General features: G+C 48.2%; 5 protein-coding genes and 3 pseudogenes. 3 read left to right on the top strand and 5 right to left on the bottom strand.

Annotated elements, in window-relative coordinates:
* Window positions 1–105, top strand: a pseudogene (locus H6F88_RS16660) (IS1 family transposase); the annotation flags it as partial.
* 48 nt (window positions 106–153) lie between these two features.
* Here H6F88_RS16660 and H6F88_RS16655 read toward each other — a convergent pair.
* The 5 genes and pseudogenes from H6F88_RS16655 to H6F88_RS16635 form a co-directional block, all read right to left on the bottom strand.
* Window positions 154–855 (bottom strand): annotated as a pseudogene (locus H6F88_RS16655) (AraC family transcriptional regulator); the annotation flags it as partial.
* Window positions 856–894: 39 nt separating this feature from the next.
* A complete protein-coding gene (locus H6F88_RS16650) occupies window positions 895–2,220 on the bottom strand; it encodes a CHAT domain-containing protein (RefSeq protein ID WP_190643867.1) in 1,326 nt (441 codons plus the stop codon).
* A 189-nt stretch (window positions 2,221–2,409) separates the two neighbouring features.
* Window positions 2,410–2,931 (bottom strand): hypothetical protein, encoded by a 522-nt coding sequence (locus H6F88_RS16645; protein WP_190643866.1) that lies wholly within the window; start codon window positions 2,929–2,931, stop codon window positions 2,410–2,412.
* A gap of 88 nt (window positions 2,932–3,019) precedes the next feature.
* A complete protein-coding gene (locus H6F88_RS16640; protein ID WP_190643865.1) occupies window positions 3,020–3,448 on the bottom strand; it encodes a hypothetical protein in 429 nt (142 codons plus the stop codon).
* A 150-nt stretch (window positions 3,449–3,598) separates the two neighbouring features.
* On the bottom strand, window positions 3,599–3,781 hold the full coding sequence (locus H6F88_RS16635; RefSeq protein ID WP_190643864.1) for a CsbD family protein: 183 nt from the start codon (window positions 3,779–3,781) through the stop codon (window positions 3,599–3,601).
* A gap of 691 nt (window positions 3,782–4,472) precedes the next feature.
* Here H6F88_RS16635 and H6F88_RS16630 point away from each other — a divergent pair.
* Window positions 4,473–5,744 carry a glycosyltransferase family 1 protein gene (locus tag H6F88_RS16630; RefSeq protein WP_190643863.1) on the top strand — a complete coding sequence of 424 codons (1,272 nt, stop codon included), beginning with the start codon at window positions 4,473–4,475 and terminating at the stop codon, window positions 5,742–5,744.
* Between the two features lie 296 nt (window positions 5,745–6,040).
* Window positions 6,041–7,786, top strand: a pseudogene (gene recJ, locus H6F88_RS34530) (single-stranded-DNA-specific exonuclease RecJ); the annotation flags it as partial.
* Between the last annotated feature and the right edge of the window lie 1,042 nt (window positions 7,787–8,828).

Below are 8,828 nucleotides of genomic sequence, written 5' to 3'. Positions count from 1 at the left end.
CACCGTAAAACCTTGTGCTACTCCAAATCCCTTGAGATGTTGAAATGTTCACTCCGTTTGCTGCTTCACTATTTGAAGTATCGAGCTATTCCTCTACCTACTTAACCATTACGGTTTCAGCAACGCCGAAAAAAGTTGCGGAGTTTTTGAATATTATTGCGATCGCCCCTGCCATTGCTTAGGGGTCATGCCAAGCGCACGTTTAAAGCATCGAGTAAAATGACTTTGATCAGCGAAGCCTACCCGAGTTGCGATTTGGGCAATGCTAAGTTCACTGTGCTGCAATAGAGATTTAGCTCTCTCAACCCGACGCTGCAAAATGTATTGATGGGGTGTGAGTGTTGTGCTTTGCTTAAACAGTCGCAGAAAGTGATAAGGACTGAGTTGGGCGATCGCTGCTATCTCACTCAGCTTCAAGTCTTGATGCAACTGTTCGTTGATGTAATCTGTCACCTGCCGCAGCTTTGCTTGGGATAGGCTACCAGAATTGTTAGAAAGGTTAGGTTTTGTGGTGCAATAGTGTCGCAACAGGTGAATTGCCAGTGTAGTTTTGAAACTATCTACCAATAAATGGCTACCTATACCCTCTATTTCTGCTTCTGCTTTTAAGGTAGAAATAATACTTTGAATCAAAGCATCCGATTCAGTTGCAAAACGTGGAATTAATTCAATTTGATCTGGATTAACCTAGTCCTGTCCTACCCGTTGAAGCAATGTAGGCTCTATCGCCAGAACAACAAATTGCACTGGGGTGTCCCAACTACAGCGATGGGCAGTTCCCGCTGGAATAATCGCAATGTCACCTACGTGGCGGGGTTCTTGCTGACGTTTGCCATCCAACCATCTTGATCCCGCTCCGGTTAGTTCATTTTCACGTTCAGCGGAGTATAGATATTACCAGGGGCTACCAACCAGGGTAAATGCTGACCAGTAGTAGGGAGCAGATAAATCGAGGTTTTGAAACTGCTCCAGGTCTTCGGGCAAAGGTAGTATTCCTGCTGAGGTGAAAATTTGTCCATCCTCAATCCTCACATTTCCACTCAGCATAGCAATTTGTGTTCTTCGTAGGGCTTCTGTTTTGGTCGTGACTTCTGGGTTCGCCAACTGCCAATAAAACTCTCGCATTAATGCCAAGGTACCCAGATCGCTCACCTGCCACAGGCTTGCAACGGAAGACTTCACCCCTGCCTGAAACGCCAGTCCGGCAAACCCTAGCTCTGCCTGGCGATCGCCCAAAGCAGTCTGGCAAGCACTTAACACCAGTAGCTCAACGGGCAACTCACTCCAGTCTAACTGGCGCAGTTGATCTAAAGTGAGTTTATCGTTTTGCCAAAGTTGAATGTATGAGTTTTCTGGCGTTCCGGGTCGAAACTGAGCGTGAGTTGCCAGGTGAACGATGCCAAATTCCCCTGATTCAAGCTGTTCAGCCAGATTGTTCAACGTAAACTCTTGATTCAAAAACACTTCACTTTGCCAGATATCTTGTGTGATAGTGGAAAGCTCTAAAGGAACAGCGTGAAGTGTGGGCATTGCCTGAAACTCAGAGGCACCCATTGCCAGTACTTTCTCGTTCCTAAAGTTGCTGTGCTGCTGGTTGATCAGGTTAAAAGCTGGCACCAGTCCAAGATTGTATTTTTCTACTAAGAACTGTTGTCCATCATGGAGGGCTGCGAAGGGAAGCGATCGCAAAATTGCTCCACCGCACACAATTAGAGTATCAATATTTTGGGCTTGAAGCTGCGGTTCCAGAGGCGCAATCAGCCAATCATAAAGCTGTTTTGCAGAAGTTAAGTCCCTTCTTGCACCAGTTGGTCGAGAGACTGCTGTCTTAAATTCATTTGCCACTTCTAACAATTCTTGCTGTCCAGCTTCTGGCACTGTTACCCGCACGGATGGTGTTTCAGGAATGACTAATAACAGCTCTAACTCTTCAGGCTGGGGGAAGGCATAGATCAACGCGAAGTTTTTGTCCGTCTCACTGTTGAGTCGTCCTAACGTTGCTGAAATTTGCTCGGCTGTTAAAGGAGTACCAACAAGCTGATTGCCGAAATAAGTTTCGTACTGTCCGCGCCAAAGCTGCTCAACTTCTGCAATGCGAGCGCCCGCTTCTGGCACGACGGCCACTTCTGTAGAGTAAGCGGGCAGAGATTGGCTGCTAATCCCAACGGTTAAGATAAAGCCGAGTATAAACAGACATATTCTACAGATGGAGGCTTTCATGGTGCAGCGTGAAGTAGCGATCTATATCTACATCCACAGTAGATCACTCCTTCCCCTTGATCTGCATGAAAAAGTAGGAGAAAGTCAGGAGCTATAGAAAAGGTTACAAATAGAAGGGCAAACCACGAGGCGGCTTGCCCTTCTATTTGTAACCTTAATCTCTTGAAATAGATCTGAGAGGGTTAAACGTTATCTGTGCTTACCCATCCATTTTGCAGCAACCGCCCCCAGCGCAGCCCCGACAACGGGGTTACTGAGAAACTTAACGATTGCAGGCTGGTCTGCCAGAACCTCATGGAAAATATCTGGGTGGCTATGGTAGGAAAACGCGATAAGACGACTCACATCATCAGCCGACATCTTGCTGGCGTGGTGAGTTGAGAGTCCCAACTGGCGCTCTAGATCGCGGTCGTGCAAACCACGCTCTTTAAAGTGCTTAAGCAAGTCGCGTGCTACGTCGTCCCGTTCGTTTGGCTTAATCTGGGCGATCGCTTTTTGCAATTCAGGTTCCATCTGGCTAGACGGAACCCGTTCAGAATTAAATGAACGGCTAAACAGTTGCCGTCGCTCATCTCGGGAAGAGCGCTGAGCAAAATCGTCAAAGCTTTGATAATTATCAGCAACTTTTTCAGAGTCACTGTCTAAGGGCTCTACATTGCCCTTCGCCAAATCATTCATGATCTGACGCTTATATTCATTGCTACTTGTCATGCAAATGACCTCTTTTTCAAAACCTGTTTGAACAATTCCTGAAGGATTGCCCTCTCAAATGGGTTGAACTAATGATCAAACCCTTAAACTACTGATACTCAATCTGATGAGATTGATTATCGTACTTTGCAGTTAAGATCAACTGCTTGTCGGGGGCATACATCAAGACCGTCAAATTGCGATTGGGGAAGTTATTGTGGAACCCCTGCGCGAGCGATCGCGCTAAAGTACGAACTTCATTGGGACGAACATCAGACGAAATTACTGCGCCTAGCTTGTCGTTATCCCGCACATAGGCATCTCGAATCAAACCGTGACTGGTTTGGATTACCCAATCCCCAAAGCTCTGACCGGAGGTCGTATTGCCCCGCTCAAGCTGAGAATATGCCACGTTTGGCTGGGTAGCAGATGGGCTTTGGCGGGCTTGAGTTGCTGTTCCGCAGGCTGTCGTAAAAGTAAGTACTAGAGCGAGCACCAAAGCTGTAAAGACTTTCCGACCATGTTGAAGAAAGCTCATCAACATCTCCTATTAAAAACTGACTTCAATGTTGTTGTATGAAATTGCGTAAGAAGCTCAGATGATAGGTTCAGAACTTAATCAGGTTGGGTAGGCAAAGTACCTACCCAACATCCTAAGGGCTAAGCTTCAAACTGATTAAATTCGCGTTTAGTCGATATTGCGCTTAACAGCGTCTTTTACGTCTTCCACGGAGTGGCGAGCTTCGGATTCGGTTTGCTTTGCCTTACCTTCAGCTTGATCTTTGGGGTCGCCACTTATGTTTCCCATTGCTTCTTGGGCTTTACCCTCAATGTTTTTGCCAGTTGCTTTTGCTCTATCTTCTAAACTCATAACATTTCCTCGCTTTTTGTTATTTTGCCTGTGAAGTCAAGAACGCCTGCAATTGAATGCCTGGACATCTGAAACTTCTAGCTTGATTCAAGGCAACTTTGTTTACCTTGTTATTTACTAGCTTATCGGACGCGCTTCGTTTAACCCTCTACCCCAGGCCATAATTCAAAGTTTCAAGTTCTTCAAGAAATTTATTAGATTCAAGTATTTCTAAAGAGCTAATTAAATAGATGGACTTAATTAAAAGTAATTCGTATTAAAAATAGTAGAACCCAGATTGGCAAGGAGCTTCGCACTTCAACCCAATTCACCAAGCTCTTCATATGTTGCAAACTTCTCGTTGAAGAAGGATAACGTGAAAATCAAAAACCAAAAGCCTTTATCTCACAGAAAATTTTGTTTCTCACAAAAAGAAGTTTGAAGAGACTAATAGGTTCCCCTCCTACGTGTAGAGGCATCCTAGCAGAGCAAGAATTATTGATTAATTAAACTGTTATCTCATTAGTTGTAGAGCCAGTTGTAGAGCTGCCGTTTTGGGCGGCAGGCTGGTCTCAAAATGAATTTAACTGAATGCAAATCTACAGATTTGTATGAAAATATTTCTTTCCTGAGAGCGATGAGGGCTCAGCATGAAACTCCTACCCTCTTTAATGAGGAACGGTTGGTAGTGTCTTAAACCCCCATAAAAACAATGTTTTCTACAAAAAAAGGGCAGATCGCTCTCATTTCTGTTCACGGCGATCCTGCTGTGAAGATTGGAAAAGAGGAAGCTGGTGGACAAAATGTCTACGTTAGACAAGTTGGAGAAGCATTAGCTAAACAGGGTTGGCAGGTAGACATGTTTACCCGTCGAGCTGAGCCAACCCAGGAAGCAATTGTTGAGCATAGCCCTGGCTGTCGCACAATTCGCCTGACGGCTGGACCACAGAAATTTGTGGGACGTAATAAGTTATTTGATTATTTACCAGAGTTTGTAGAAGCGTTTTTGAGTTTTCAGCAGCAGGAGGGCATCGTTTATCCGCTGGTTCACACAAACTATTGGCTCTCTTCCTGGGTCGGAATGGAATTAAGGAAGCGGCAACCTATTAAACAGATTCACACTTACCACTCTCTAGGAGCGGTAAAGTATCAGGCTTCCACGACAGTTCCTTTAATTGCCAGCACTCGTTTATCCATTGAGAAAACTTGTCTAGAAACGGTAGATTGCGTGGTGGCAACCAGCCCTCAGGAGCGAGACCACATGCGATCGCTTGTTTCCACCAAAGGCAACATCGACATCATTCCCTGTGGAACAGACATTCGTCGCTTTGGTGCAGTCGATCGCCAAACTGCTCGACAACAGTTAGGCATTTCACCCGAAACCAAAGTAGTGCTTTATGTCGGACGCTTTGATCCGCGCAAAGGCATTGAAACTCTGGTGAGAGCGGTCAATTATCCTGAAGTCCGGCAGCACTCTGATTTCAAACTGATGATTGCAGGTGGCAGTCGCCCCGGACAAAGCGATGGAGATGAGCGGGAACGGATTGAGGGAATTGTGAATGAGTTAAAGTTGGGCGATCGCACTGAGTTTGTCGGTCGCCTTGACCATACTCAACTCCCCACCTACTATGCCGCCGCAGATGTCTGTGTGGTGCCCAGTCACTATGAACCGTTTGGTTTAGTGGCGATCGAGGCAATGGCAAGCGGCACGCCCGTTGTTGCGAGTGACGTGGGTGGGCTACAGTTTACCGTTGTACCAGAGGAAACAGGATTGCTGGCTCCTGCTCAGGATGAAGCTGCGTTTGCAGCGGCGATCGGTCGCATTTTGGCTGACCCAACCTGGCGCGATCAGTTAAGCAAAGCTAGTCGGCAACGGGTCGAGGCGCGCTTTAGCTGGGACGGCGTCGCCAGTCAGTTGAGTGAGCTTTATCTCTCTCATCTCAGTCAGCTTCACAATGAGTTCTTCTCAGCCAGCGTGAGCTAAAAAGCGTAGATGGACTGTAGGGGCACGGCATTGCTGTGCCCCTACGAAAATCATTCGTCAAATATGAAAGGCGCAAATTCGTATCAAGCATCCTTTTATATGCAACAGTGACCTCAGCACCTCATGAACGCTACACAAGAGTGGACAACGCCCATTGGATTATGTTTATCTAATCCTTTGAGTAGTATTCATGTTCTGATTCCGAAGTCGTACTCGTGCCAGACCTGCCTCTTCCTGACCTGACCTCATCGGCTCGCGCCCAATCTGCTCGTGCCAGACAGCCCCAATCACAGGCGATTCGGGCGCTGCGGCGATGGCCCATTCCTCAACAGCGATGGCAGATTGCAGCACAGCAGGCAGAGCAGGCGGCAAGGCTAGCTCAGATGACGCAACTCTCGCCCCTGCTGGCACAGGTTTTAATCAACCGGGGAATTAAGACAGCAGAGGCGGCTCAGACATTTCTCAACCCGGAGGCCCAACTGTTGCCTTCACCGATTGAGGAGTTTCCTGACCTGACGATCGCTCTGGAACTGCTGATGTGGGCGATCGCCACTCAACAAAGAATCGCGATCTGCGGCGACTATGACGCAGACGGAATGACCAGCACGGCACTGCTGATGCGATCGCTCAAATTCCTCGGTGCCGACGTAGACTACGCCATTCCCAGTCGAATGCAGGAAGGCTACGGCATCAACCAGCGCATCGTCGAGGAATTTCACGAGGAAGGGGTGAAGCTGGTTCTCACCGTAGACAACGGCATCGCTGCCTATGAGCCGATCGCTAGAGCCAGAGAACTGGGGCTAATCGTCATCGTCACCGACCACCACGACATTCCAGAACAACTGCCGCCCGCCAACGCTATCCTCAACCCCAAGCTGATCCACGAAGAGTCGCCCTATCGAGGCGTTGCAGGTGTGGGTGTAGCTTATATTCTGGCGGTTTGTCTAGCGCAATGCTTGAAAAAAACGCAGGACTTGACCACGCCACTGATTGAGCTTTTCACCCTGGGCACGATTGCTGACCTAGCTCCGCTAACGGGAGTGAATCGCCGCTGGGTGAAGCGAGGGCTAAAGCTATTGCCCAAATCTAAACTGACGGGCATCCGGGCGCTAATCCAAGTAGCAGGGCTGAGTAATGAGAAGGCGCTGAAGCCAGAAGCGATCGGGTTTCGCTTAGGTCCACGCATCAATGCGGTCGGGCGTATCTCTGATCCCCAGATGGTGATTGAGTTGCTGACTACGGACGATGAGGGGCGATCGCTCGAACTAGCGATGGCGTGTGAGCAGGTCAACCAACTGCGTCAACAGCTATGTGAACAAATTGAGCAGGAGGCGATCGCCTGGTGTGAGCAAAGCCAGTTTGACCCACAGCGCGATCGCGTACTGGTAGTTGTGCAACCGGACTGGCATCACGGCGTAATCGGCATCGTCGCATCACGGCTGGTTGAGCGCTATGGAGTGCCCGTCTTCATTGGCACCTACGAGGATGACGAGCGAGAAAAGATCCGGGGATCAGCCCGCAGCATTCCCGAATTCCATGTGTTTGAGGCGCTTCAGTTTTGTGGAGACGTGCTGGAAAGGTTTGGTGGACATCGGGCAGCAGGTGGCTTTTCCATGAAGGCAGCGAATCTGGACGAGTGGCGATCGCGCCTGCAACTTTATGCCAGCCATCAGCTTCAGCCCGAACATTTGAAGCCGCTAGTCTCTGTTGACGTGCAGGCTGACCTGAGCCAGTTAAACCTGAATTTGTATGAGCAAATTGACGCACTTCACCCGTGCGGCATTGAAAACCCTGACCCGATCTTCTGGACACCCAACTTGCGCGTGGTCGATCAGCAGACAATCGGGCGAGAGCAAGCGCACCTGAAGCTAACGGTTACTCAGGATGGACAAACGCAGGGAAAGAAGATGAAGGCGATCGCCTGGCGCTGGGGCGAATATTATCCACTGCCAGAGCGACTTGATGCCGCTTACCGACTGCGCCTAAATGAGTGGAATGGCGAAAAAAACGTTGAGCTAGAACTGGTTGGAATCAGGCTGCCTGAGGGTTCTGACTTGCCCCCAGTGCTGCCCCATAGAACAGAGGGAAATGGGACAGGGGGAAGTGAAAATGTGGGAAATGGAAATGGGGTGACCTCAGCAGTTTCTCCCGCCCAGGCACTTTCCAGGAAGCTAACCGAAGCTTTTTCTCGAAAGCAACAGCCCCATTCCAACAACCCCGAATCTTTGATTCGCTACACGATTGAGTCTCACATTCACAGGGAAGCCCAATACACGATTGAGCCGCTTGATCCAGCAGTTCCATCAGGTTTTTTTCAACCTGCAAATGAAAATTCTACCGATTTAGATAGTGAGACAGACTCAGAACCAGATGAAGCAGATTCAGCTTTACCCAATCAGGTTGAGTTTTACTACAGCAAGCGCAAATATAGCTGCATCATTTCTCGCACTAGTGACTTCAAAGAGTTAAGAATCAAGAACTCCGAAGGTCAAGTATTAGCCGTTCAACCGCGCCAAAGAATTGGACTGTTAGGCAAAAGACGCGAAGAGGCAAAAGAAGTAGACGTTTCTTTACCGCACTACTTTAACTTAATTAGAGCCGCTCTAAGCGCATTAGAACTATCCGAAAAAAGCCAGTTAATTCAAGGAAAAGATCAGCTTTTGATTGAAAAGAATCGGCAAATCGAAACACTCCATCAGCAGGTCGAATTGCTCAACCAGGAACTTAGCCAGCTTTCCAGCGAGCAGCAGCACCAGTTTCAAACGTTGCAAACCGACTTGCAGGCAAGGGAAGCGGCAATTCAAGCACACGAATCTCACATTGCTCGCTTGCAGACTGAACTGAGCCACTCCACACAGCTTGACCTGGAACACATTCGCCGTCAGGTTAAATCAAAAGTAGGAGAACTGATCTGGTCTTCTCTCGATCAGCGCAGCCAAAAAGATCTCTACTTTGCGTATAAGAATCACGAAATTATTCGCTCAGAAGGCTTCACTGCACAAATTGCCGATTACTCAGAAGCAGGATTGCGATTGGGTTTTGCCGTTGAGCGAGAGATCATTCATCCCTTCTTCAAATCTCTAC

This window comes from Oculatella sp. FACHB-28 (genome assembly GCF_014696015.1).
Lineage (GTDB): Bacteria > Cyanobacteriota > Cyanobacteriia > Elainellales > Elainellaceae > JAAUTN01.
Note: the sequence above shows the minus strand (reverse complement) of the source record. Positions and strands in the feature narration are given on the sequence as shown.

What these genes read in the sequence shown, in the direction of transcription:
- H6F88_RS16650 (WP_190643867.1), bottom strand. Translation starts at nt 2,220, where the DNA reads ATGAAAGCCTCCATCTGTAGAATATGTCTGTTTATACTCGGCTTTATC.
- H6F88_RS16645 (WP_190643866.1), bottom strand. Translation starts at nt 2,931, where the DNA reads ATGACAAGTAGCAATGAATATAAGCGTCAGATCATGAATGATTTGGCG.
- H6F88_RS16640 (WP_190643865.1), bottom strand. Translation starts at nt 3,448, where the DNA reads ATGAGCTTTCTTCAACATGGTCGGAAAGTCTTTACAGCTTTGGTGCTC.
- H6F88_RS16635 (WP_190643864.1), bottom strand. Translation starts at nt 3,781, where the DNA reads ATGAGTTTAGAAGATAGAGCAAAAGCAACTGGCAAAAACATTGAGGGT.
- H6F88_RS16630 (WP_190643863.1), top strand. Translation starts at nt 4,473, where the DNA reads ATGTTTTCTACAAAAAAAGGGCAGATCGCTCTCATTTCTGTTCACGGC.